Annotated in this window: 24 protein-coding genes and 2 pseudogenes; 5 read left to right on the top strand and 21 right to left on the bottom strand. The window is 66.3% G+C overall.

What is annotated here, in order from left to right:
• Positions 1-88 precede the first annotated feature (88 nt).
• The 4 genes from phnE (GRB80_RS14090) to phnD form a co-directional block, all read right to left on the bottom strand.
• Positions 89-913: a phosphonate ABC transporter, permease protein PhnE gene (gene phnE, locus GRB80_RS14090; protein ID WP_161423990.1), complete on the bottom strand. Its 825-nt coding sequence runs from the start codon at positions 911-913 to the stop codon at positions 89-91.
• On the bottom strand, positions 910-1,719 hold the full coding sequence (gene phnE / locus GRB80_RS14085; RefSeq protein WP_161423989.1) for a phosphonate ABC transporter, permease protein PhnE: 810 nt from the start codon (positions 1,717-1,719) through the stop codon (positions 910-912). The genes phnE (GRB80_RS14090) and phnE (GRB80_RS14085) overlap by 4 nt, the downstream gene beginning before the upstream one ends.
• A complete protein-coding gene (gene phnC / locus GRB80_RS14080; protein WP_161423988.1) occupies positions 1,716-2,540 on the bottom strand; it encodes a phosphonate ABC transporter ATP-binding protein in 825 nt (274 codons plus the stop codon). The genes phnE (GRB80_RS14085) and phnC overlap by 4 nt, the downstream gene beginning before the upstream one ends.
• Positions 2,541-2,669: 129 nt before the next feature.
• Positions 2,670-3,575, bottom strand: a complete 906-nt coding sequence (phnD, locus tag GRB80_RS14075) for a phosphate/phosphite/phosphonate ABC transporter substrate-binding protein (protein WP_237562116.1) — start codon at positions 3,573-3,575, stop codon at positions 2,670-2,672.
• A 343-nt stretch (positions 3,576-3,918) separates the two neighbouring features.
• Between phnD and GRB80_RS14070 the strand changes: the two genes are divergently transcribed.
• The gene (locus tag GRB80_RS14070) at positions 3,919-4,911 is read left to right on the top strand and encodes a porin (protein ID WP_161423986.1); all 993 of its coding nucleotides are present in this window, start codon (positions 3,919-3,921) and stop codon (positions 4,909-4,911) included.
• A gap of 186 nt (positions 4,912-5,097) precedes the next feature.
• Here the strand turns inward: GRB80_RS14070 and GRB80_RS14065 are convergent, their stop codons facing one another.
• The 3 genes and pseudogenes from GRB80_RS14065 to GRB80_RS16560 form a co-directional block, all read right to left on the bottom strand.
• Positions 5,098-5,634, bottom strand: a complete 537-nt coding sequence (locus tag GRB80_RS14065; RefSeq protein ID WP_161423985.1) for a phosphatase PAP2 family protein — start codon at positions 5,632-5,634, stop codon at positions 5,098-5,100.
• A complete protein-coding gene (locus GRB80_RS16565) occupies positions 5,606-6,010 on the bottom strand; it encodes a glycosyltransferase (protein ID WP_419880025.1) in 405 nt (134 codons plus the stop codon). Before GRB80_RS16565 ends, GRB80_RS14065 begins: the two co-directional genes overlap by 29 nt.
• A 166-nt stretch (positions 6,011-6,176) precedes the next feature.
• A pseudogene (locus tag GRB80_RS16560) lies at positions 6,177-6,659 on the bottom strand (glycosyltransferase); the annotation flags it as partial.
• A gap of 282 nt (positions 6,660-6,941) precedes the next feature.
• Here GRB80_RS16560 and GRB80_RS16630 point away from each other — a divergent pair.
• From GRB80_RS16630 to GRB80_RS16405, 3 genes are read left to right on the top strand one after another with little or no spacing between them, the layout of a single operon-like run.
• Positions 6,942-7,028, top strand: coding sequence for a hypothetical protein (locus tag GRB80_RS16630; RefSeq protein ID WP_309663458.1), 87 nt, complete (start codon positions 6,942-6,944; stop codon positions 7,026-7,028).
• Positions 7,003-7,383 carry an isocitrate dehydrogenase kinase/phosphatase AceK regulatory subunit gene (locus GRB80_RS16410; protein ID WP_309663433.1) on the top strand — a complete coding sequence of 127 codons (381 nt, stop codon included), beginning with the start codon at positions 7,003-7,005 and terminating at the stop codon, positions 7,381-7,383. Before GRB80_RS16630 ends, GRB80_RS16410 begins: the two co-directional genes overlap by 26 nt.
• Before the next feature lie 54 nt (positions 7,384-7,437).
• The gene (locus GRB80_RS16405) at positions 7,438-7,806 is read left to right on the top strand and encodes an isocitrate dehydrogenase kinase/phosphatase-domain containing protein (protein WP_237561998.1); all 369 of its coding nucleotides are present in this window, start codon (positions 7,438-7,440) and stop codon (positions 7,804-7,806) included.
• Between the two features lie 265 nt (positions 7,807-8,071).
• On the opposite strand, the gene GRB80_RS14050 is transcribed toward GRB80_RS16405, so the two are convergent.
• The 14 genes and pseudogenes from GRB80_RS14050 to tmpA form a co-directional block, all read right to left on the bottom strand.
• Positions 8,072-9,061, bottom strand: a complete 990-nt coding sequence (locus GRB80_RS14050; protein ID WP_309663435.1) for an ABC transporter permease — start codon at positions 9,059-9,061, stop codon at positions 8,072-8,074.
• Positions 9,062-9,133: 72 nt separating this feature from the next.
• Positions 9,134-9,319 carry an integrase core domain-containing protein gene (locus tag GRB80_RS16625; protein ID WP_161424365.1) on the bottom strand — a complete coding sequence of 62 codons (186 nt, stop codon included), beginning with the start codon at positions 9,317-9,319 and terminating at the stop codon, positions 9,134-9,136.
• Positions 9,320-9,481, bottom strand: a pseudogene (locus GRB80_RS14040) (IS3 family transposase); the annotation flags it as partial.
• Between the two features lie 15 nt (positions 9,482-9,496).
• Positions 9,497-10,942, bottom strand: a complete 1,446-nt coding sequence (locus tag GRB80_RS14035) for an aldehyde dehydrogenase family protein (RefSeq protein WP_161423984.1) — start codon at positions 10,940-10,942, stop codon at positions 9,497-9,499.
• A gap of 2 nt (positions 10,943-10,944) precedes the next feature.
• A complete protein-coding gene (locus GRB80_RS14030) occupies positions 10,945-11,682 on the bottom strand; it encodes an ABC transporter permease (protein WP_161423983.1) in 738 nt (245 codons plus the stop codon).
• Positions 11,683-11,684: 2 nt separating this feature from the next.
• Positions 11,685-12,392, bottom strand: a complete 708-nt coding sequence (locus GRB80_RS14025; RefSeq protein ID WP_161423982.1) for an ABC transporter permease — start codon at positions 12,390-12,392, stop codon at positions 11,685-11,687.
• Positions 12,393-12,471: 79 nt separating this feature from the next.
• Positions 12,472-13,245 (bottom strand): transporter substrate-binding domain-containing protein, encoded by a 774-nt coding sequence (locus GRB80_RS14020; RefSeq protein WP_202597234.1) that lies wholly within the window; start codon positions 13,243-13,245, stop codon positions 12,472-12,474.
• A 33-nt stretch (positions 13,246-13,278) separates the two neighbouring features.
• The gene (locus tag GRB80_RS14015; RefSeq protein ID WP_161423981.1) at positions 13,279-14,076 is read right to left on the bottom strand and encodes an ATP-binding cassette domain-containing protein; all 798 of its coding nucleotides are present in this window, start codon (positions 14,074-14,076) and stop codon (positions 13,279-13,281) included.
• Complete coding sequence (locus GRB80_RS14010) at positions 14,073-15,299, bottom strand: pyridoxal phosphate-dependent aminotransferase (RefSeq protein WP_161423980.1); 1,227 nt, start codon at positions 15,297-15,299, stop codon at positions 14,073-14,075. Before GRB80_RS14010 ends, GRB80_RS14015 begins: the two co-directional genes overlap by 4 nt.
• A gap of 19 nt (positions 15,300-15,318) precedes the next feature.
• Entirely contained in the window at positions 15,319-16,053 is a 735-nt protein-coding gene (locus tag GRB80_RS14005; protein ID WP_161424363.1) for a class II aldolase/adducin family protein, read from the bottom strand.
• An 11-nt stretch (positions 16,054-16,064) separates the two neighbouring features.
• Entirely contained in the window at positions 16,065-17,003 is a 939-nt protein-coding gene (locus GRB80_RS14000; protein WP_161423979.1) for a glycine betaine ABC transporter substrate-binding protein, read from the bottom strand.
• 40 nt (positions 17,004-17,043) lie between these two features.
• A complete protein-coding gene (locus tag GRB80_RS13995) occupies positions 17,044-18,645 on the bottom strand; it encodes a 5-guanidino-2-oxopentanoate decarboxylase (RefSeq protein WP_161423978.1) in 1,602 nt (533 codons plus the stop codon).
• Complete coding sequence (locus GRB80_RS13990) at positions 18,645-19,244, bottom strand: HD domain-containing protein (RefSeq protein WP_161423977.1); 600 nt, start codon at positions 19,242-19,244, stop codon at positions 18,645-18,647. Before GRB80_RS13990 ends, GRB80_RS13995 begins: the two co-directional genes overlap by 1 nt.
• A complete protein-coding gene (tmpA, locus tag GRB80_RS13985; protein WP_161423976.1) occupies positions 19,241-20,359 on the bottom strand; it encodes a 2-trimethylaminoethylphosphonate dioxygenase in 1,119 nt (372 codons plus the stop codon). The genes GRB80_RS13990 and tmpA overlap by 4 nt, the downstream gene beginning before the upstream one ends.
• A 101-nt stretch (positions 20,360-20,460) precedes the next feature.
• On the opposite strand from tmpA, the gene GRB80_RS13980 reads away from it, so the two are divergent.
• Complete coding sequence (locus tag GRB80_RS13980; protein WP_161423975.1) at positions 20,461-21,471, top strand: GlxA family transcriptional regulator; 1,011 nt, start codon at positions 20,461-20,463, stop codon at positions 21,469-21,471.
• Positions 21,472-21,630 lie beyond the last annotated feature (159 nt).

Below are 21,630 nucleotides of genomic sequence, written 5' to 3'. Positions count from 1 at the left end.
CTGCAGCGACACCACGGCGGGCTCCTGGACCAGGGGACGAATCGGCAGGATGCCCGCCGCGGGCCACCGGGGCAAGCCGAGCGCGGGGCTAGATCAACGCTCGGCGGATGCGTGCCGCCAGCCACTCGCTGACCACCACGGTGGCCAGGATCACCAGCAGCAGAGTGGCCACCTGAGACCAGGCTAGGGTGTCGATGGAGGCCTGCAGCTTCATGCCGATGCCGCCGGCGCCCACCAACCCAAGGATGGTGCTCTCGCGGATGTTGATATCCCAGCGAAAGGCGCTGATGCCCCAGAACGCCGGCAGTACCTGGGGCACGATGCCGTAGTGCACCACCTGGGCGCGAGCGGCACCGGTGGCGGCGATGGCCTCGACCGGGCGCGGGTCACTCTCCTCGATGGCCTCGTAGAGCAGCTTGCCCACGAAGCCCACCGAACGCAGGGCGATGGCCAGAATGCCGGCCAGCAGTCCCGGGCCGATGATCGCCACCAGCAGCAGCGCCCAGATCAGCGAGTTGATCGAGCGCGAGGCGACGATCACCAGCAGCGCCGCCGGCCGTACCAGCCGCATCGAGGGTGTGGTGTTGCGCGCGGCGAGAAAGGCCACCGGCACCGCCAGCAGGACCCCGCCCAGGGTGCCCAGGGTGGCCATGTTGAGGGTGTCCCACAGCGGCACGAGCAGCTCGGGCAGATAGGCCAGTCGCGGTGGCAGCATGCGCTGACCGATGTCGATGGCCTGGCTTGGCGCGTCGGCGACGAACCACCATAGGGTGTTGGCGTTCATCAGCCGCCAGCAGATCAGAAACAGCACCGCCAGCAGCAGCCAGCCGACCCACAGCGCGAGGCGGGTGCGGGGCGGGCGAAAGGTCCAGACCTGGGGGTAGCGCGGTGGCGCGGTGGAGCGGGTGGTCATTGCAGGTACTTCCTTACATGGCTGGAGCTGTACTCGACCAGCAGAACGATGACGATGATGATCAGCAGAATGGCGCCGGCGCTGTCGTACTCGTAGCGCTCGATGGCGGTGTTGAGGGTGGCGCCGATGCCGCCGGCGCCGACGATGCCGATCACCGCGCTTTCGCGGAAGTTGATGTCGAGTCGATACAGCGAGAGCCCGATCAGGCGTGGCATCACCTGGGGCTGCACGGCGTAGTGGATCAGCTGCCACCAGCTGGCGCCGGTGGCGCGAATCGCCTCGCTCTGGCTGGCGTCGATCTCTTCGATGGCGTCGGCCAGCAGCTTGGCCAGAAAGCCGATGGAAGCGAAGGTCAGGGTCATGAAGCCAGCGAAGGGGCCAAAGCCGAACATCGCCACCAGAAAGATGGCGATGATGATCTCCTGCAGCGCGCGACTGAGGGCGACGATGGCCCGGCACGCCAGGTAGATCGGCCGCGCTACCAAGTTGCGCGCCGCGCCGATGCCGATCGGCACCGACAGCAGGATGCCGGCCACGGTGGCGGTCAGGGTCATGGTCAGGCTTTCGATCAGCCCCTGCTGGATATCGCGCCAACGGCTAGTGAAATCGGGCTGCAGGAAGCCGCGCAGGAAGTGGGCGCCGCGCTCCAGCCCCTCGGCGATGCGCGCCGCATCCAGTTCGAGGGCGCCCAGCGCCAGCACCAGATAGCCGAGCGCTCCGACCCGCAGCGCCCAGCGCCAGCGTGGGTCGCGGATCAGCGTCGGCGGCCGGCGCCAGCGGCTGGGATAGGCGGTGGGAGCACTCATGACGCCACCTCGACCGGGCGGGCGCGGGCGGGGCGCGCGGGGGCGTCCTCAACGCCGTCCGCGTCCGCGTGCAGGGTGTGCCACTCCTCGGTGCCGTAGATGGCGGTGAGCGCGGCCTCGTCGAGGGCGTCCGGGGCGTTGTCGAACACCTGGCGCCCGGCGCGCAACCCCACCAGGCGGTCCACGAAGCGCCGCGCCAGCGGCACATCGTGGATATTGACGATGGCCGGCAGGTCACGCTCGGCGCACACCTCGCGCAGCAGGCGCATGATCTGGCGGCTGGTGCGCGGGTCGAGACTGGCGGTGGGTTCGTCCACCAGCAGCAGCTCCGGCTCCTGGGCCAGCGCCCGAGCGATGCCCACGCGCTGGCGCTGGCCGCCGGAGAGGGCATCGGCGCGCTTGTCGGCGTGGTCGAGCAGGCCGACCCGGTCGAGCAGGCGGTAAGCGTTCTCGATGTCCCGGCCGGGAAAGCGCCGGGTGAAGCTGCGCCAGAACGACACGTAGCCCAGACGCCCGGAGAGCACGTTCTCCATCACCGTGAGTCGCTCCACCAGGGCGTACTCCTGGAAGATCATGCCGATGCGCCGGCGGGCCTGGCGCAGCCCCCGGCCGTGCAGGCGGGTCAGCTCGGTGTCGCCCAGCCGCACCCGCCCGGCGCTGGGTTCGACCAGGCGATTGATGCAGCGAATCAGCGTCGACTTGCCTGCCCCCGAGGGGCCGATCAGTCCCACCATCTGGCCGCGGGGAACGCGAAACGTCACCTCGCGCAGGGCGGTGTCGCCGGTGGCGTAGGTCTTGCACAGTTGTGTGATTTCCAGCACGGGGCACCCTTCTTCACAACGTTTTTCACACTGTTTATCACAACGCTCTTTACAGCAGGCGCCCTGCGCACGGTGAGCCGGGCGCAGGGCGAGGATCGACCGGCGGACGCAACAACGCGACGGTGGCGCTTAGCCGCAGTCGTAGGTGACGTCGTTGGCGCGGTCGATCTGGCGAATCACCGCCCAGTGCTCCTGGAAGGTGATGGGGATGAACTGCGCCTCGCCGTTGCGACCAAACTCCTCGGCCAGCGCCGAGCCCTCCCAGTCGTAGCTGAAGAACGCCTCCTGAATGGCCGCCTGCAGCTCGGGCGCCAGGTTGTGGGCGGTGCCGTAGCTGGTGGTCGGGAAGGTGTCGGACTGATAGAGCACCTCGAGCTGATCGGCCGCGATCACGCCGCGGTCGAGCATCCGTCCCTTGACCGAATTGGCGATGGTGGCCGCCTCGTAGTCCTGATTGGCGACGCCGAGAATCGAGTTGTCGTGTTTGCCGGAGAAGTCGACCTGGTAGTCCTCGCCGGAGATCAGCCCGAACTCCGCCGCCAGCAGCGCGGTGGGTGCCTTGAAGCCGGAGTTGGAGGTCTCCGAGGTGTGGGTGAGGGTGCGCCCGCGCAGGTCGTCCACGCTGCGCACCGCGGAACCCGGATAGGTGATGATCTCCATCTCATAGCCGAAGCTGCCATCGGCGGCGGCCATCATGGCGAACGGGCGATAGCCGGCGCAGGCCACGGCCAGGGGGTTGGAGCCGGTATTGAAGCCGGCCACGTGCAGGCGCCCGGCCCGCATGGCCTCGATCTGCGCCGCGTTGGACTGCACCGGGAAGAACATCACCCGCTTGCCGGTCACCGCCTCCAGATGGGCCAAAAAGTCGGACCATACCTCGGCATATACCGCCGGATCTTCGACCGGCGTATAGGCGAAGACCAGGGTGTCGGGGTCGATCCAGGCGTCGGGGTCGGCGGGAATATCGGCGACCAGATCACCATCGGCATCGGTATAGCGATCGCTGAGCGTGAAGTCTTCGGCCTGAGCCGTCATCACGCCACCCAGCAGCAGGCCGCCGGCCAGGGCGGTGATCAGTGAACGGTGCGGAAATGGAAGCATGGCAATGGCCTCTTGATCGGAATGAATGCCGGTCAGTGTGGCGAGGTCATGTGAAAGTTTGGCGACAGTTTTTTGGATCTGATGCGCGGTGAACGAATCCGGAATGCGTCAAGAAATCGTCACGCATTTGACATGCGGCCTGGCTAGCCTCTGCGGCAAAACAACAACATGAAGGCAATGGATAGAGCCATTGTGCGTCGGATGAACCGGCCGGCGATGGTCGATAAAGGGCACGCAGCCTGCCCACTAGATACGCAATCATTCAAGGGACTATCACATGTTGAAGAAGGCGATTCTCGCAAGCGGCGTGGCGTCGGCCATGGCCGCATCCACCCTGGCCGGCGCGGCCACCGTGTACGATCAGGACGGCACCAAGCTCGACCTGTACGCCCGGATTGCCATGGGGATCGAAGGCGGCGGTCTGGAAACTCCCATGAGCGACAATGGCGCCGAATTCGTCAACGTAGGCTCGCGTCTGCAGCTGACCGGCAGCCACCAGATCAGCGATGACCTGCGCGCCTTCGCCCGGGTGCAGTGGCGTTTTACCGGCGATGAGCGCGACAGAAGCTCGGGCTTCCAGGAAGTGCGCAACAGCTATATCGGCCTGGAGAGCGAGGGGCTGGGTACCCTGATGGCCGGCAACTACGACAGCTTTTACAACAGCTACGTGACCGAGCCGTTCGATGTCTATGTCCAGGATGGCTATGAGCTTGGCGGCGGTGGTCTGCAGGCGAGGGGCGACTCGCTGGGCTACATCACCCCGAACCTGGCGGGCTTCACGGCCTTCCTGTCGGCCAAGCACTACGACAAGCGCGGTGAGGCGCAGAACGCCGCCTCGTCCGAGATCGTCACCCAGGGTGGGGTGAGGTTCGAATCCGGGCCGCTGTTCCTGGCACTGGGCTATGTCGACGACGAGGACGGGCGTGCCGGTGGCCGGGGCGAGATGATCTACGGCGCCACGGTCGCCTATGCGATCACCGACGCCATCTCGGCCCGCCTGGGGTATGAAACCCAGGACAAGAACTTCGACACTCTGGGCCTGGGTATGACCTTCAAGACCGGCGCCTGGAAGTTCCACGCCGACCTGTACAACCAGGATATCGACGGTGTTTCCAGCGATCGCACCACCTGGGCCGCGGCGGCGCACTACAAGCTGTCCAGCAGCCTGGACTTCTTCGTCGAGCTCAACGACGCCGACAACGACTTCGACAATCAACCGAATGAGAGCGATGACCTGTACTACATCGCCGGGGCGCGCTACCACTTCTAGGCGCCGTGGCAATGCATGACTGGACCTGACTTCGATCCTTTGGCCGGCAGCGATTGCCGGCCTTTTTGCTGTTGCGTCTGGCGGGTTTGGCACGGGTTTGGCGCTGTGCTCACTAGGCTGTTTTGCACTGGGCCGGGCGTCGATCCATCGGCGCAAGGCGGCGATGCGGGAATATGTCGGCGTCGCTCAGCCCAGCAGCGCCAGGCTGGCCAGGGCGAAGGCGTAGCCGATCAGGCCGCCGGCGATGACGTCGCTGAGGTAGTGCAGCCCCAGTCCGATCCGGGAGAGGGCGATCAGTGTGGCCAGCGGCAGCAGCAGCGGCAGCAGGGCGGGGGTGTGGGCGGCGCTGAGCGTGCAGAACAGCACCGCGTGCAGGGTGTGCCCGCTGGGAAAGCTGTAGCGGTCGCGGGCCGGCTCGCGGCAGGGGATGGTGCCGAAGGTGATGAATGGCCGTTCGCGACACAGGCGGGTCTTGATCAGCCGGTAGACAACGATGGCCGCCAGTGCGGTCAGGCTGTACTGCAGCAGGTAGCCATGACCGGCCTCATGCAGCCACGGTTGGGCGGCGATCAGCGCTACCCAGGCGGGCCAGTCGCCCAGTTTGCTGGCCAGACGTAGCGTGGCCAGCCAGGGACGATACAGGCTCAGGCGGGCGATGCGCTGACACAGCTGCCACTCCAGCAGGTCGAGGCGCTCAAAGGCGGCAGGAGCGCGTGGTTTCATCGAAGCTCTCCCGGGCATGCTCGAGAATGGCGAGAAAGGTGTCGGCGATGGCGGGCCAGCGCCACTCCAGAGCGCGCTGGCGGGCGGCACGGCCCAGGCGGGCGTAGCGCACCGGTTGCTGGCTGAGTTCCGTCGCGGCGGCGCAGAAGGCCGCCTCGTCACCCGGCGGCAGCACCAGGCCCGAACGATCGTGGTCGATCAGCTCGGCCGCCGCGGCGTGCCGGAACGCCACCACCGCCAGCCCGCTGGCCATGGCCTCCAGCACCACGTTGCCCCAGGTTTCGGACAGCGAGGGGAACAGGAACAGGTCGGCGCTGGCGTAGTGCCGAGCAAGTGCCTCGCGGGGCAGAAAGCCGGTGAAGTGCGCCTCGGGCAGCGCGCGTTGCAGGGCGGCCCACGTAGAGCGCCACCGGCTGGTGGTCGTCGACCCCCCAGTGGCGGCGCAGGGCGCTGTCCCGGTGGGCGGGGGAGAAGCACTCGCCGTCGATGCCCCGCCCCATCACCGCCAGCCGGGCGAAGCCCTGCCGTTCCAGCTGGGCGCACTGGGCGTGGGTGGGTACCAGGGTCGCCGCGCAGCCGTTATGGAAGCGGCGCAGGCCACGTCGCACGCCGGACTCCAGCCAGGGCAGGCCGTAGGCGCGGCAGTAGTGATCGAAGTTGGTGTGCCAGCCGGCCACCATGGGAACCCCCAGGCGACGCGCCGTGCGCCGCGCTGACCAGCCCAGCGGCCCTTGGGTGGCGAGGTAGATCACATCGGGCCGTTGAGCCTGCCAGAGTCGCTGCAGACGGCGCCCGGCGGGCAGGCCGAGGCGGACCTCGCGGTAGCCGGGCAGCGCCACACTGCGTACCTGCAGCTCGTGTTGCAGGCCGGGCACGGGGACGCGATGGCGAGGCAGGCGGAGCGCCGGGTGCACCAGCTGCAGCGTTTCGCCGCGGGCCAGCAGCACGCCGGTAAGCTGGTTGAGGGTATGGGCCACGCCGTTGATGTCGGGTGGCCAGGTCTCGCTGACCAGGCAGATACGCATGGCGATCCTCGTCGTCGGCGGGGCGGTGTGTCGATCAGGGTGCCCGGCGGCTGTGACGGTGTGACGACAGCGGCGTGATGGCGCGATGACAGTCGCGCTTCACCATGGTCGGCTCGCGAAACGCGCCCCGATGAGGGCTCATGCTGCCTGGAGTCCGCCATGAAGCTGTCGCCCGCCTACTGCCTGGCCGCCACCATCCTGCACGGCTTATGAGTACCGTTCTCGCTTCAAGGCGATCACCGCCGAGCCAGCCGGCGCTTTCGCGACGCCGACGACGCCAAGCTGGAGCTGATCGAGAGCGTCTTCTACCGCAAAAAGGGCCCCTATCTGGTGGGACGGATTGGTGGGACGGATTCGCGGCGGCGGTGAGCAGGTGCCCCTGGTACTGCCGATCCTGCATGCGGCTCCGCGTGGCCTGCAGCTCGATACCGTGCTGATCGAGTCCGACGAGGTATCGATCATCTTCTCTTTCACCCGGGCCTACTTTCAGGTCGAGGTGCGGGTGCCCGGCGAGTTCGTCTACTACCTGGGGGAGCTGATGCCGGACAAGCCTGCCGGCGAACTCTACGCCGTCATCGGTTTCTTCAGGCACGGCAAAACCGAGTTCTTTCGCGCCCTCAACCGCCAGGTGGCCAAGCGGGAGGGTCGCTTCGTCATCGCGCCGGGGGTGCGCGGCATGGTGATGGCGGTATTCGTGTTGCCGTCGTTTCGCACCGTGCTCTAGGACTACGGCAATGCCATCAAGCAGCAGGCGGCGGCCAACATTTTCCCCGGTGACATGCTGCTCAAGAATTTCGGCGTGACCCGGCATGGCCGGGTGGTGTTCTACGACTACGACGAGACCTGCTACCTCACCCAATGCAACTTCCGCCACATTCCCGAAGCTCGCTACCTCGAGCAGGAGCTGGCCGACGAGCCGCGGTACTCGGTGGGGCCGAATGATATTTTCCCCGAGGAGTTCGGTCCCTTCCTGTTCGCCGATCCGGCGCGGCGCCGGCTGTTCACCGAGTTGCACCCGGAGCTGTTCGACGCTGACTACTGGCAGGGGCTCAAGGGGGCGATCCCCGCCGGTCGAGTGATCGACGTCTACCCCTACCGCAACAAGCAGCGCTTCGCCGGAAACGGCGGCGACGGGTTGATCTACTAGGAAACTGTCGAATGCAACGCATACCCACTATGAAGTTCGTCTTGGTCTCTCGATGCGTCTGCGTCCGAGAGCCGGGGCCGAAGGGGTGGGTAGGACTCGAACAGTAGCAGGCCGGAGGTGCCCGAGTAATCCAGGCGTTCGAGAGTATTGGGAACTTCATGGCTCTGGCGGCGTGGTAGCTCTTGCGTAGAGTCGTGCCGACGGCTTCGGCGGCGCGATACAGGGGCCGTCTAGAGATTCTGTGTTGTCGGTCATGTGAGTTCTTTCATCCGTTGATGGGGAGTCGCTTGCGGCTGAACACGGTTAATGCCACCAGAAGTGCCGTGGTGGTAAAGATCGCCACGGCACTCATGGCCATGCCGACGCCGGGGGAGCCCTGCTCGAACTGCCCGAACACGAAGGTCGAGACCGTGCGCATGCCGGCGGGCGCGACCATCAACGAAGCCACCAGCTCCCGTGAGGCGATGGCGAACACCAGCAGCATGGAAACAAGCAAGCTTGGCGCTAGAGCCGGCAGCAGAATACGCCGGAAGGCAGTGAAAAAGCCCGCGCCGCAGACCCGTGCCGCCGCCTCCAGGTTCTCACCCATCTGACGGAAGGAAGCTGAGGCGTAGCGTACTGGGTAAGGCAGCAGCAGGCAGGTGTAGGCGAGCAACAGCATAGCGCCGGTATTGTAGACCTGAATCGGCCACCAGCTCTGGTTCCAGGCTAGGATTAGCCCCACCGCGACGACGATGCCGGGCATGGTATTGGGCAGCAGAGATAGCAGATCCAGCAGTCCTTTGCCGCGCAGTTGGGCGCGTACCACCAGATAGCCCACCAAGGCGCCAAGCAAGCCGGTGAGCAGGGCCGTGCCGATGGCCAGGCCCAGGCTGGTGGAGAGCGCCTGCAGCGCTCCGTCGCGATTGGCGAATAGTGCCTCGAAGTGGCGTAGCGAGAGATTATCCCAGGCAATACCGCCGGAGAGCGTGCCGGTAGAGGCGGTGGCCAGAATGGCGAGAATCGGTAACGCCACGGCAGCCAGCCCCGCTAGGCTGAAGAAACCCAGCACCGGCCAGCGCCAAGAGCCCAGTTCGATCAGCTCGGCCGCTGCCGGCTTGCCGGTCTGGCTGACGAAGGAACGCCGAGTCACCAACCAGTGCTGGAGGTAAAAAGCCGCCATGGCCAGCATTATCAGCAGCAGAGACAGTACAGCTGCCCCGGGAATGTCGATGGGCCAGTCGGCAAAGCGCTCATGAATCCCTGTGACCAGCACCTTATTGAAGTGGTCCCCATCTTTCGGACCACCTGACAGGTTAGCTAAGCTCGGATCGGGTCATCATCGGCGTCAGGCCGCCTGTTTCACTGGTTGGGGGAAGTACATCTCATCCGGAGTCGCATAGTCCAGTCCTTGGTGGGGGCGCTCCCGGTTGTACCACGCGAAGTAGTTTCTCAACGCTCGCTTCAGGTGAGCGCCGTCCTCAAACGCCGTCAGATAGACGCATGATCTTACCCAGCAATTGTGGACACTGATCTAAGCGATCATTCGGGCTTCGAAGGCCTCCGGGCTGATCATCCCGATTGCACTGTGCCGGCGCTGCCGGTTGTAGTCCAACTCAATATACTCGAATACTTGTCGTCGCATTGCATCCCGCGTTTCGAATCGCTCGCCAGGGCAGCCCCTGCGTCGAGAGTGCGGGGGCAGCCAGGTTCAGCGAGGAACCGGGCGGGTGATGCGCTTGGTCTCGAGATATGCCTCCAGGCCCTCCTGGCCCAGCTCCCGGCCGATGCCGCTTCGCTTCATGCCTCCCCAGTTGCCCTGAGGGGGCGCCAGCTGGTCGCTGTTGCACCAGACATTGCCCGCCTCCAGCCGTCGGGCGATGGCGTCGGCGCGGTTCAGGTCTCCTGATACCACGGTGGCCGCAAGCCCGTAATCACAGTCATTGGCCAGAGAGATCGCCTCCTCGTCGCTGGTAACCCGGCGCGCGCAGAGCACGGGACCGAAGATCTCCTCCCGCCACAGCTGACTGGTCGTGGGAACATCCCGATATAGCCGAGGCGATACGAAGCATCCACGCTCGGGCATGGGCGGGGTGGGTGTCTCGCTGTGCAGCCCCTCCGCTTCGGCCTGGGCCAGATAGCGATTGACCCGTTCCTGTTGGCTGGTATTGACGAGGGGCCCCAGGGTGATCCCTTCCATGAGGGGATCCCCCGGCAGCAGTTCCGCCATGGCGTCATCGACGGCAGCGTAGAGTCGGTCTGCCAGACGCTCGTGGACGATCAGGCGACTGGTGGCCGAACACATCTGGCCGGCGTTGTAACAGATGCCGGCGATCACCAGGTCACGGGCGAGGGTCAGGTCGGCATCCTCGGTGACCACGATCGGCGACTTGCCGCCGAGCTCCAGCGAGACCGGCCGTACGCCGCTGGCGGCGGCCCGCATCACGGCTTCACCCACCGGGTTGCTGCCGGTAAAGGAGAGCTTGTCGATGCCGGGGTGCTGGCTCAGGGGAGCGCCGATCCCCTGGCCATCGCCATTCAGCAGGTTGAACACGCCGGGGGGCAGGCCGGCCTCCAGCACGATCTCGCACAATGCCTGCTCCGGCAGCGGCACGACCTCGGAGGGCTTGAACACCACCGTGCAGCCGGCAGCGAGCGCCGGTGCCAGCTTCCAGGCACTACTGACCATGGGGAAGTTCCAGGGCGTGATAAGGCCGGCGACACCGACCGGCTCCCAGTAGCGATAGGCCGCCAGTCCTGGCTGGCCGACATCCTCGCGGCGGCCCTGGCGCTCGCCCAGGGCCGCCGCCGCTTCGGCGTAGTAGCGATAGCAGTCGATGGCATCGTCGAGGTCCTGGCGTGCCTCGTTCAGCGGCTTGCCGTTGTTGCGGCTCGATAGACTGGCCAGCGTTTCGCGACGCCGCTCGAGCCCCGCGGCGATGGCTACGAGCCGCTCACCGCGCTGGGCCGCCGGCGTGGCACGCCAGCCGGGCAGGGCCCGCCTGGCGGCGCTTACCGCGGCCTCCACGTCGGAAGGGTCGCCACGAGTTATCTCACCCAGCGGTGTCTCGCGGTAAGGATCGATGATCGCCAGCCGGATATCGCTGCGGCTGGTTATCCATTGGTTATCGATAAACTGCTCGTGCAGTGAGTCCATCATCATGCTCCTGATCCTGAGATGGGCAGCCAGCGTCGACGAGTCGGCCGCATGCCGGGAAAGTTAAGCTCGACCAGGCGAAGCATCAGCGTAAGCACCACGGTGGTGGCGAGATAGATACCCGCGATCAGCATCAGTGGCTCGTAGACCAGGAAGGTCTCGTCGCGAATGATATTGGCCGCCTGAAGCAGATCCATCAGCGCGATGGTGGAGACCAGCGGGATCGACTTGAGCAGCAGGATCATCTCGCCGGTGAGTGTGGGCAGACAGAGCTGAAGAGCGCGCGGGAGCCACAACCGGATAAGTACCTGGAAGGATGACAGCCCGAAGGCGCGGCCAGCCTCCAGCTCACCCCGTGGCACGCTCTGCATGGCGCCGCGGATGACCTCGCCGGAGTAGGCGCCGACGCTGAGAATGAAGGTCAGCGCGCCGAAGAAGAAGGGATCACGCAGTAGCGGCCATAGAACGCTCTCGCGGATGCCGGGTACACCCTCCAGCAGGCGCCCCACCCCATAATAGAAGAAGAACAGTTGCACCAGCAGCGGCGTGCCGCGGATCACGGTAGTAAATGCCCAGGTGAACCAGGCCAGGGGGCGCGGTCCACGCAGGCGGGCCAGAGCGACCCCCACGGCGAGGAGCAGGCCACCTACCGCCGACACCAGCAGTAGCCAGAGTGTATTGACGAAGCCTTCCCACAGATAACCTTGATAGAAGGGATCACTCAGCCAGGAAAAGTCCATGTTCAGGCCTCCGTGGGTTGGCCGCGGCGCACATGGCGCTCGAGACGGGCGAACAGCGCCGTGGAGCTTACCGTCATCAATAGATAGATGACGCCGGCAGCGGCATAGAAGAGGAAGTAGGCACGGCTGCTGGCCGCGGCCTGCTGAACCGTGAAGAACAGCTCATTGAAGCCGATCACGCTGATCAGGGCAGTGTCCTTGATCAGGATGAGCCACAGATTGGACATGCCGGGCAGGGCATTGGGCAGCATGCTCGGCAGCACGATGCGATGGAAGCGGTCCCAGCGCGAGAAGCCGAAGGCATCCGCGGCTTCCAGCTGGCCACGGGGAATGGCCTGAATGGCACCGCGGAACACCTCAGTCATGTAGGCGCCCTGGACGAAGGCCAGCACGCCGACGGCGGTGGCGAAGCCGGTGATCTGAACGGCACCCTCCATGCCCAGGCGGGCCAGCAGGCTATCCAGTGCCTGAGCCCCGGCGTAGTAGAGCAGAATGATCAGCAGCAGTTCGGGAATCGCCCGAATCAGGGTGGAGTAGGCGGTGGCCAGGCCGCGCAGGGGCGGCCAGGGGCTAAGTTTGGCGCCGGCACCCAGCAGGCCCAGCAGCAGGCCGATGGCGTAGGCCAGTACGGCGATCTGCACCGTGGTCAGGGCACCGCTCAGGATGGGGCCGGCCCAGTCGACCAGCCCCTCCGGTGTCATCGAAGTCATGGTCGATGTTTTCCTTGGTCACGAAACGGGATGCCCTCGATGCCATGGGCGCCGAGGGCAGACAGCAACAAACGATGGTTCAGCCGTCGACACAGACGTCGGTTCCCAGGTACTGCTCGGAGAGGCTGGCGCAGGTGCCGTCCGCTATCACCGCGGTAATGGCCGTGTTCAGTGCCTCGCGTAGGGCGTCGTCTTCCTGGCGCAGGCCGATGCCGACTCCCTCGCCATAGGCTGCGTGGTGAGGTGCGGTGGCTTTTATTTCGAACCCCTCGGCCTCGTCGCGGGCCAGGAACTGGGCCATGGCGATCTGGTCGGCGAGGATCACATCCAGGCGCCCGGACAGCAGGTCGTTGTTGACCTGCTCCGCCTGGTCATAGAGGCGGATATCGACGCCGCTGTCGCGCAGTGCGCGACGCGCATAGGTGGCGTTGGTGGTGGCAGCCTGCACGCCCATTACCAGGCCGTCGAGATCATCGGGGGGTGTCAGCGAGAGGTCGCTGGCGGCGACATAGGCGCCCGGCGTGAAGTAGTAGGGGCGGGTGAAGTCGATGACCCGCTGGCGCTTCTCGGTGATCGACATGGAGTTCATGATCATGTCGATGCGCCCGGCCTTGAGCGAAGGGATGATGCCGCTCCAGCCCGTCGGCGTGATCTCGCACTGCCGCTCCATGGCGTCACAAATCTCGCGGGCCAGCTCCACCTCGAAGCCGGTCCAGTCGCCGCTGGCGGCCTTAAAGCTGAAGGGCGGGTAGGGTTCGCCGGAAATGCCGACCTTGAGCGGATCGGCGGCCTGGGTGGCCTGGGCGAGGCCGAAGGCGGTCACGGCGGTTGCTATCATCATCGAGACTTTCATGGGGGTCTCCTGTCGTTATTGTGGGGAAAGCCATCATGCGGCGGGGGCGACGAACTGACTACAACGCGGATCCTCGAACACGGCTTCCGGCGTACCCGAGGCCGCGATACGGCCCTGGTCGAGGTAGACCAGCTGGTCGGAGACTTCGCGGGCGAAGTGCATCTCGTGGGTGACCAGCAGCATGGTGCGGCCCTCGTCGGCGAGGCCGCGGATCACGCCGAGCACCTCGTTGACCCGTTCGGGATCCAGTGCCGAGGTGGGCTCGTCGAACAGCAACAGGCGCGGCTCCATGGCCAGGGCCCGCGCGATGGCGACCCGCTGCTGCTGGCCCCCGGAGAGGAAGGCGGGGTAGGCGTCGCGACGATCGGCCATGCCGACCCGCTCGAGATAGTGCTCACCCAGTGCGGTGGCTCGCCGGCGAGAGAGACCCTTGACCCGCATGGGGGCCTCGATGACGTTGCCCAGCACGGTCAGGTGTGGCCAGAGATTGAACTGCTGGAAGACCATGGTGACCTTGGCCCGCAGCCGCTGGAGCTGGTGGCGATCGAGGCCGGTGATATTGCCCTCTGGGTCGCGGATGAAGCGAATCGCCTCGTCGGCGATGGTCAGCTCGCCCTGGTCGGGGCGCTCGAGCAGGTTCATGCAGCGCAGCAGGGTGCTCTTGCCCGAGCCGCTGGCGCCGATGATGGAGGTGACGGTGCCTTCGGCCACCTCGAGGGAGACGCCCTTGAGCACCTCGAGGTCGCCGAAATGCTTGATCAGTTGATGAGCCACCACCGCCGGCGCGGTGGTGGTGCGGTCAGGGAAAGCGGCATTGAGCGATGATGTCATAGGCAATCGGCCTCCGAGGCCGGGGTCGGTGGCAGGGCATGCGGGTCGCGCTCGCACAGGGCGCGCTCCGCGAAGGAGGCCAGCCGTTGGCTGGCGGCGGCGAGACGCTCGGCGTCCACGGTCAGGCCGAGGCGCACGAAGCCGGCCGCCGAGGGGCCGAACGCCTCGCCGGAAAGCACCGAGATGCCCTCTTCGTCGAGCAGGCGGTCGGCAAATGCCTGGGAGGAGAGGCCGGTGGCACGAATATCCACCATCATGAACATGCCCGCCGGGGGGCGGACCGCGGTGACCGCCGGGCACCCGGCCAGGGCCTCGCAGACGACATCGCGGCGAGCCCGGTAGGTCTCGCGCATCTCCGCCAGCTCATGGGGAGGCGTCTTCAGGGCATCGCAGGCGGCGTCCTGAATGAAGTCGGGGCAGCCGTAGAGCATGCACAGGGCCAGATGACTCAGATGCTGGATCAGTGCTTCGGGCCCCAGCACCCAGCCCAGGCGCCAGCCGGTCATGGCGTGGGACTTGGACAGGCTGCTGATCACCACACTGCGTTCCGCCATGCCGGGAAGAGTGGCGGGGCAGAGGTGCTCGCCCTCGAAGATCAGCTCGGCGTAGACCTCATCGGAGATCAGCCACAGGTCGTGGCGACGGCACAGCTCGGCGATGGCGGCCCAGGTATCGGCGTCGATCAGCTGCCCGCTGGGATTGTGGGGGCTGTTGAGCAGCAGGGCCCGAGTGCGCGGGGTGATCGCCGCCTCCAGCGCGGCGGGATCGAGGCGAAAGCCCGCCTCGCCATCCATGGGTACCTGTACCATCTCGGCGCCGGTGGCGCGCAGCACCGCCTCGTAGGTGACGTAGCAGGGCTCGGGGACCAGCACCTCGTCGCCGGGATCCAGCAGGCACTGGGCGGCAGCGTAGAGGCCGCACTGGGCACCGGCCGTGACGATGAGGTTGTCGGGGCCGACCGCGAGCCCCTGACGGCGGTAGTCATCGGCGATGGCCTGGCGCAGTGCCAGCTTGCCTTGCACATCCGAGTAGTGGGTGGCGCCACCGCGCAGGCTTGTTACCGCGCTCTCGACGATCGCACCCGGAGTATCGAAATCCGGGTCGCCCACCGAGAGTATGGTGATATCGTCGCCATTGGCCTGGCGAGCCAGGGCACGATAGTGGATATCCCAGGCTGCGGCGCCGTCGCCGGCGATTCGATCCGTCAATTGTGAGTAGCGCATATCGATCTCGTTGTGGTCGTTAGGGCTGGAGGGGCCGCAGATCTGGCGTGCGGTCGGCCAGGCGTCGCCGCTCGGCCTGCCAGGCGCGGCCGATGCCTGCCGGGCTATCGGCCCAGGCCTCGTACTGGCGGGCGACATGTTCGGCCATTGCCGAGGAGGCCGTCCGCAGCGGTCGGCCGGTGGCCTGGGCGGCCAGCTGGGCCTGGCAGCTGCGCTCCAGGTCACGCATCACGAGGAAGGCTTCGCCGACGCTGCGCCCGCAGGTCAGCAGGCCGTGCTGGCGCAGGATCATCGCCCGGTGGGGGCCGAGGTCGGCGGCCAGGCGCTCGCGCTCGTCGAGGTCCAGGGCGATGCCCTCGTAGTCGTGATAGGCCAGCCGGTCGTGGAACTGCAGCGCCCACTGGTTGAGCGGCAGCAGGCCCTCCTCCAGGCACGACAGGGCGACGCCGGCGACGGTGTGCGTATGCAGCACACAGACGACCTCGGGTCGGGCAGCGTGGAGCGCGCTATGGATGGTGAAGCCGGCGGGGTTGATGCCTAGCCCGGTGGGGTCATCGAGTACCTCGCCGTCGCCATTCACCGTGACCAGGTTGTCCTCTCGCACCTCCTCGAAGCGCAGTCCGAAGGCGTTGAGCAGGAAACGGTCGTTGCTCAGGCGCGCCGAGATATGGGTAGAGATGCCATCGTCCATGCCGTCCAGCGCGATCAGCCGGTAGGCGGCGGCCAGGTCGCGACGGATGGCGAGTTCGTCCATTTGGTGGCCGCTCACAAGCTCTGCTCCACGGCACTCAGGGCGCTGTCGCCGTCGCGGGTGGTCACGCCCTCCAGGAAGGTGGCGACACGCTCGGGGTGGTTGACCAGCCAGTCATGAGCCACCTCTTCGAGATCGCCGTTTTCCAGGCTGTAGGCGCGAATGAACTCGCTCTGCTCGTCGGCTGAGAGCACGAACTGATCGAGCAGCCTCAGCATGTTGGGATTGGCCTCCGCGTAGGCCTTGGAGACGATGGTCTTGACGTCGCTGCGGCCATTGTCGTCGCCGTAGACACCGGCGGGATCGTCGAGGATGCGAGTGTCGTATTCCGGCACCATCCAGTGAGGCGTCCAGCCGTAGAAGAGGATCCAGCGCTCCTCCTGAACGGCGCCCTTGACCTCGCTGAGCATGCCGGGCGTCGAGGAGGGCTTGCCCTCCCAGTCACCGAGGCCGTGAACGTTGGCGTCGATGGCAGCATTGAGCATGTCGGTGACCGTGGAGCCGTTCTCGATGCTGTAGATACGGTAGTCGAAGCGCTCGGCGACCTCCGGATCGGCCAGCTGCTCGGCATTGGTGATACCGGCATCGGCGACGTAGCCGGGAACCGCGAAGCCCATGCGGGCGCCATTGACGTTGTTGCCCAGGTCGACGATGGCGCCATTCTCCATGGCGGCATCAAAGCTCTCCTGCTGGGCGGGCAACCAACCGGCCAGGAAGGCGTCGGCCTCGCCACTCTGCAGGACCTGGTAACCCACCGTGGAGCTGACCTCCAGGGCATCGACCCGGTACCCCAGGGGCTCGGCGAGCTGTGCGAAGATTTCTGACTTGACCGTGACACCGGGCCAGGGTGGCACGACCAGGCGCAACTCCTCGTTGGCATCCTGCGCCGCCTGGGCCGAGAGAGGCAGCAGGCCGGCAAAAGCCAGGCTGGTGGCTAGGATCGATTTACGCATGTCAGGTCTCCTTGAAATGTTATTGGGTAGTGGTCTCGGGTTACAGGGCGGCGACCCAGGCCGAGGCATCCACCTCGATCAGCAGGGGGGAGGCATCCGCGCCGAGCTCGGCCAGGGCCTGTCCCAGCGAACTGGGGTCACCCACGCTCCGATAACGGCACGCGTAGCTGGTGGCCAGCGCCTTGAAGTCCGGGGCCGCCAGGTCTACGCCGAGGTGGGGCACCTCGCTCATCGACATGTAGCGCCGAATCTCGTCATAGCCGTCGTTGTTCCAGATCACCACGGCCACGGCGCGGCCGAGGTCGCGGGCGGTGCCGAGCTCGCCGAGCACGAACTGCAGCCCGCCGTCGCCGACCAGTGCCACCACGGGGTGTTGCGGCTGGGCCAGGGCGGCCCCCAGGGCAGCGGGTAGACCGTAGCCGAGAGTACCGAAGCCGGTGGCGGCGTTGAACCAGCGCCGCGGGGCCGGCAGCGAGGCCAGGAAGTTGCCGGCGTAGACCGGACCGGTGGAGTCGCCGACCACGATGGCTTCGGGCAGCACCTCGCGCAGGGTGGCGTAGAGCGGCACATAGGGGGCGAGTTCAGGGTCGTCGGCCAGCGCCAGCTCGTGGCGCACGGCGGCGGTCCGGGCTGCCCCGTCGCGGCGGGTGGCTGCCGGCAGGTGCTCGAGCAGCCCATTCATCGCCTGACCGGCCTCGGCCAGGATGGCCAGGTCGGCGGCCTGGTTGCGGCCCAGCTGCTGGGGGTCGATATCGATGCGAATCAGCCGGCCATCGAGCCGGAAGCCCTCATCGGTGTACATGTCGTAATCGGTTTCGCCCAGCTCGGTACCGATCGCCACCACCACGTCGGCCTGGGAGGCCAGTCGGCGCGCGGCGGGCAGGCTCGCGGTAGCCCCCAGATCGAGGGGGTGGTCGAGGCCCAGCACACCCTTGGCATTGATGGTGGTAAGGGCCGGGGCATCGAGGTGCTCGACCAGTCGGCGGGCGGCCTTCGGCGAGGCGGCGGTGCCGCCCCCGAGCAGCAGCAGCGGACGCTGCGCGCTAGCCAGCCACTCGGCGGCCATCTCCAGCGCGGCGGGAGCCGGTGCCGGAGGAAAGGTACGCGCAGGAACAGTAACTGCCTGAGGCGCCGGGGCGGCCATCACATCCAGCGGAATCTCGATATGCACCGGGCCCGGCCGTGCGGAGGCGAAGATCGCGAAGGCGCGACTCAGCACCTCGGGCAGCGCTGCCGGGTCGAGGAGGGTGTGGCTGAAGAGACTGACGCCCGCCAGGGTCTGGCTCTGGTGTGGCATCTCGTGTAGCCGCCCCTGGCCACGACCCAGGGTGTCGCGTCGATTGACGCTGGAGATCACCAGCATCGGCACCGAATCGGCCAGGGCCTGGCCCATGGCGGTGGCGATATTGGTCATGCCCGGGCCGGTGATGATGAAGCAGGCCGCCGGCTTGCCGCTGGCCCGGGCATAGCCGTCGGCCATGAAACCGGCCCCCTGCTCATGGCGCGGAGTGACATGCTGGAGCCGGCCTTGGCCCAGCGCACGGTAGAGCTCGACGGTGTGTACCCCGGGGATGCCGAAGGCGGTATCGACCCCGTACGCCTCGAGAAGGCTCAAGAGCTGCTGAGCACAGGTCTGGCTCATCACGGCGTCTCCTCGGGCAGTGACTCCTTGGGCAGTGGCTCGGGAAGGCCGCCGCGGGGAGCTCGGCCGAGCACCCTCTCCACCATCGGGACGAAGTGCTCCAGGGGCAGGCTGTCGTAGTCGGGGTCGAAGCTGGCCTGGTCCCACTCGTCACAGAAGCGCACGGTACGCTCATAGGCCGGGTGGTCGCGATACTGCTCACGTGCGTGGCGGTCCTGCCCGAAGAAATGGCGGTAGTGGTAGCCCTGAAAGAGCTCGTGGTGGCGGATCATCCATGCATTGAGCGGGTCGATAAAGGGTTCAAGGATGGCCGCCGCGACCTCGGCATGGTTGGCCGGTGCCAGGTCGTCACCGATGTCGTGGAGCAGGGCGCAGACCACCATCTCCTCATCGGCACCGTCACGCAGCGCACGCGTTGCGGTCTGCAGGCAGTGTTCGTAGCGATCCACCGGGTAACCGTGGTGGTCGCCTGCCAGGTTGTGCAGATGGGCCAGCACCCGGCGCGGGGCATCGTCGATGTAGTCGCGAAAACGGGCGTCGATCAGGGCCCAGTCGTCGCGCTGGGCCTCACCGAAGTTTCGGAAACGCGCTTGTTTCATGCGGGCTCTCCCTTGAGCTGTGAAGTGGCGAAACGCTGGCGAAGGGTGCGGCGGCGGCTGGCTGTGCTGTCCCGGTCCACGTATCCCTGGCGCATATGACGTACGCCGCCGGCGAGCTGAAAGGCGCTACGCCCGTGGAGCAGGCGGTAGTTATCCATGATCAGCATCTGGCCGGGGTTGAGCTTGAGGTGCAGGGTCAGCTCCTCGCCGGTGATCAGCCGATAGAAGGCCTGGCGTGCGGCGTAGTAGGCCTCGAGCTCCTCGGGGGGAAGGGCGGGCACCTGTTCGGTGCGGTTGGAGTAGCGTACCCGCACCGGAGTGCCGTAGCTGTCAAGCTCGATCAACGGCCCCTCGCTCTCAAGGTGGGTGTCGGCATCGTGATAACGGAAGCCGGGCGTGACTCGAGTCAGCGTGGCGTACGCCTCGGGGTCGCGCTCGCGCAGCAGGCGAGCCGCCATGAAGCCATCAGCCAGGGTGCTGTCGCCACCGTCGGCGGCATTGGTCAGACAGTGCAGCCAGATGTAGCCGGGAATGGGGTCACGGTAGGGGTTGTCCGTATGGGGCTCCAGGCCGCGTTGAGTCATGGTCAGGTCATAGGCATTGGCCACGGACTTGACGTCGGCGATGCCACCCCAGTTGGTACGGCGCAGCGGGCCGATGCGGTCGATCAGGGGCTGCATCCCATCGACCTGCGCCGGCACCCCGGAGACGACCACGAAGCCATCGCGGTGCAGGGCTTCCAGCATCTCCAGAAGGGCCGAGTCATCCTCGCAAGCCGCGCTGAAGTCGGCCTGGGGAAGTGGGGCGCCGGCGGCATCCCATAGCCTCCTGGGAGGGTCGCTGGGCACCTCCCCGAATAGCGCGTCGAGATCGAAGGCGGTGCGATGGCCGTCGCTGAAGCTCAGCTGAAGCCGATTATCGGTTACCTCTGCGGACTCGATCGCCAGCGATAGCGGCAGCTCCGCCGCTTCAATCAGGCGCTGGCCGGTACGCGGGTCCAGCGTGTCGGCATCGGGGCAGCGCTCGCGCAGCCAGAGGGCGGCAAACTGGCGCTGGTGGCCGTCATGCTCGATCGCCAGATGGCGGCGATTGGCAAGAGGCGTGACGTGAGTCATGGCGGTATCTCCACGGGCTGTGCTAATGGGCGTTCTTTACCCTAAGCTCCTCCGTGGCATGCGACTTGACTTTTTTGGACATAAAGTTAACTATATTGGCCATGTTCGAGACTGACGAAGGCCTGTGGCCCTACCCGCGCCCCGATTCTCCCCCCTTGCTGACACCGGAGCAGGCCGAGCATACGCTCAATGTGTGGCTGGTGCCGCGCTTCTCCATGCTGACCCTGTTCTGCCTGCTTGAACCGCTTCGGGTGGCCAATCGCTTTGGTCGCGACCTCTTTGCCTGGCGGCTGCTGTCGTCGGATGGAGAGGCGGTTGTGGCAAGTAATGGCGTGCGCATCGACGTGGATGGCGCCATCGCCTCCCTGGACGATACGACGAGGCTGATGGTGGTATCGTCATACGACGCTGAGGCCACCGTCAGCTTCCAGGACCGTGCCGTATTGCGGCGTATTGCGGTCCATGGCGGCTGGTTGGGGGGATTGGATACGGCCCCCTTTATACTGGCACGGGCGGGGGTTCTGTCTGGGCATCGGGTGGCGCTGCACTGGGAGAGTGTCGCGGCGTTTCGTCAGGAGTTTCCCGATCTCGAGGTCAGCACGGCCCGCTATGAAATGGATGACGCGCGCCTCACCGGTTCGGGGGGAGCCGCCGGTATCGACATGATGCTGACCTGGATCGAGCAGGCCTATGGACCGGCGCTGGCGGACGCTGTCGGACTTCAGCTGATCCACCAGAGGCCTCGTGGGGGGGAGGAGAAGCCACAGCCACGCTATGGTGATCTGCAGCGTGGGGTGATCCGTGCCCTGGCCGTCATGGAGGCCAATCTCGGCAAGGCGCTGTCGATTCCCGAACTCTGTCGGCTGGTGGGGCAGTCTCAGCGTCAGCTGGGGCGCCTGTTCCGGCACCATTTCGGCGAAACGCCCCAGCAGTGTTATCTGGGCATGCGTCTGGATCGCGCCCGGCAGTTGCTCACCGATAGTCAGTGCCTGGTCACGGAGGCGGCGCTGGCGAGCGGCTTTACCCAGCCGGCGCACTTCACGCGGGCCTATCGCCTACGGTTCGGCGAGGCACCGAGTGTTACCTCGGCAAGGAGCCGCAATGGCGGTTAGTCTGCAGGGGGCGCGGGTGCTCCGTTCCTGATGCGCCATTACGGGGAGCGCGAGGGTGCCTGTCACGCTTACCGTGATAGCCTTGCTGTTCGTGGTGGCTGTCTGGGCGAACACAGGTATTACGTGGATATCTTGGATGACGGCTGCCGCGGCCTATCG

Source organism: Halomonas icarae (assembly GCF_009901955.1).
Classification (GTDB): Bacteria; Pseudomonadota; Gammaproteobacteria; order Pseudomonadales; family Halomonadaceae; genus Halomonas; species Halomonas icarae.
Note: the sequence above shows the minus strand (reverse complement) of the source record. Positions and strands in the feature narration are given on the sequence as shown.